The sequence below is a fragment of the Glycomyces dulcitolivorans genome (assembly GCF_003265355.1).
GTDB lineage: Bacteria > Actinomycetota > Actinomycetes > Mycobacteriales > Micromonosporaceae > Glycomyces > Glycomyces dulcitolivorans.
The window spans coordinates 1-2,172 of record NZ_QFRW01000142.1; the positions used below are offsets into that span (position 1 = coordinate 1).

2 pseudogenes are annotated in these 2,172 nt (G+C 70.4%); both read right to left on the reverse strand.

Features of this window, described 5'->3' with window-relative positions:
* Positions 1-1,433, reverse strand: a pseudogene (locus DI269_RS13185) (hypothetical protein); the annotation flags it as partial.
* Positions 1,430-2,172, reverse strand: a pseudogene (locus DI269_RS13190) (hypothetical protein); the annotation flags it as partial. The pseudogenes DI269_RS13190 and DI269_RS13185, both read right to left, overlap by 4 nt.

A 2,172-nucleotide genomic window follows, 5' to 3' on the forward strand; every position in this document is an offset into this window, starting at 1 on the left:
AGACCGCCGCTGACGTCGTCGAGGTCCGGGTTCTCGGTGGAGCCGTAGGGGCTGGGGGAGTTGTACGAGTCGAGGCCGCTGCCGCCGTTGAGCCCGCCGGGCGGGGTCCCGCCGCTGCCGGGGTACGAGGCGCTGGCGAGGTTGTCGGGGTCCTGGGCGGCGTCGAACGGGTTGTCGTCGTCGAGTCCGTTGAGCCCGTTGCCGCTTCCGGAGTAGTCGCCGGGCGTGTTGCCGGTCCCGTTGAGCCCGCCGGTGGAGTCGAGGCCGCCGTTGCCGTTCAGCCCGCCGGGGGTGTCGCTCAGGTTCGTCAGGTCGTCCGGGCCGCTCATGCCGTCGAGGCCCGAGCCGCCGGTGTCGGGCATGCCGCCACCGCCGCCGGTGTCGAGCCCGTCGGGCTTGGGGATGTCGACGTCGGGGCCGTCGTTGAACGTGGTCTGCTCGCCCGGCTTCGAATCGGGCGCGATGTCGGTGACCTGGGCCTCGACGTTCGAGTGCCGCTCGGTCACCTCCTCGTTGACCCGCGCGGCCTCCTCTTCGAGCTGGCTGGAGCCCTGGGTGCCGAGCGTGTCGAGGCGCCGGCTGGCGTACTCCTCGGCCTTGGACTCGGCGAGCGCCTGTCCCTTGAGGCCGTTCTCCTCGTAGTCGGGGTTCGCGGTGACGTACTCGTTCCACATGTCGTACGTCTGCTGGCGGCCCTCGGAGACCTCGTCGACGATCTGCGGGTCGAACCCGGCGAGTTCGAGCGCGGCCTTGGTCTCGTCGTTGGCGCGGATCTCGCAGTTGCGGAAGAACGGCGGGCGGATGTGGATGCGGTGCGAGCCGCAGCTGGTGCCCTCCATGTAGAACTTCGGCGCGGGGTAGACGCACGCGGTGCCGCCCTGCTGCTCGAAGATCTCCGCCTGCTTGGTGTCGAGGACCTTGACGACGCCGTCGGCGCCGTCCTCGCCGCCGATGTCGTTCTGGATGGTCTTGCAGTTCTTCAGGACCGTCTCGACCTGCTCCTCGAAGGCGTCGAAGTCGTCGCCCTTCCAGGTGGACGAGAGCGTCGTCAGGCCCTGCTCCAGTTTGGGGCCGACGATCCGGAAGTCCTCGAAGAAGTCCTTCCAGGCGTCGCGGATGGTGTCGATGGCGTAGTCGGCCTCGGGCTGGGGCCGGATCGACTTGACCATGCTCTGGATGGTCTGGCCCTCGGGCAGCATCATGGTGCCCTCGCGGGCGGCGCGGAGGCTGTTGATCTGGGACGCCTGCGGCACGGCCGACATGAGCTTGACCCACGCGGCCTCGGCGGGCTCCTCCACCTTGCAGGTGCAGTCGCCGGTCTCGCACGAGGGCTTGACCAGGAGGTCGTTCTGCGCCACCGTGAACTGCGAGGAGGACTGGCCCTCCTCGATCTTGCCGTAGTCTTCCTTCTCGATCTCGGCTGCTTCGGTCACTGGCCCGCCTCGCTCTCGGCTCGCTGGAGGATGTCGGTCTGGATCTGGGTGAGGTGCTCGCCGGTGATCCAGGCGACGAGCGATTCGGTGGTGAACGGGTACACGGCCATCTCCTCGGCGCTGGAGTCCGGGTAGAACTCGGGCGCCGACTCGTAGGCCCCGGCCCCGGGGTCGTGCAGGAAGTCGACGGACAGGTAGACGACCCAGTCGCCCTTGCGCCCGTAAGCGTCGACGTAGTACCGGTTCTCGGTGTCGGCGGCGATGTACAGGCTCTCGTCCCAGTCGCCGCCGAGCTCGCCCTCGGTCTCGCCGGTGTAGGCGAGGCCCGCGGCGTTCTCGCGGCGCTGGGCGATGCGCTCGGCGAAGTTCGCCTCGGCCTCGGCCTCGTCGTTCCACGGGGCGAGGCCGCCGCGGACGGCCGCGTCGCCGGTCGAGGAGTACTCGAACGAGCCCTGGACGTCCTCGAACGTGGCGAGGTCGAACAGGCCCGCGCACCCGGCGGACTCGGCGTCGATCCCCTCGCCGATCGGGGTGCTCTGGAGCTCGCCGTCGACCGCGGCGACCCCGAGTTCGGTCTGGAGGGCGGCGAAGTCGCCGAAGACCTCGCAGCCGAGCCAGTCGCCCATGACGGCGTAGGACCCGGTGGGGACGTCGGACTCACCGCTCCCGGTGTCGGCGGCGGAGCAGCCCGCGAGGGCCAGCGCCGCGGCGGCGGTGAGCGCGGCGGCGCCGCGCGTGC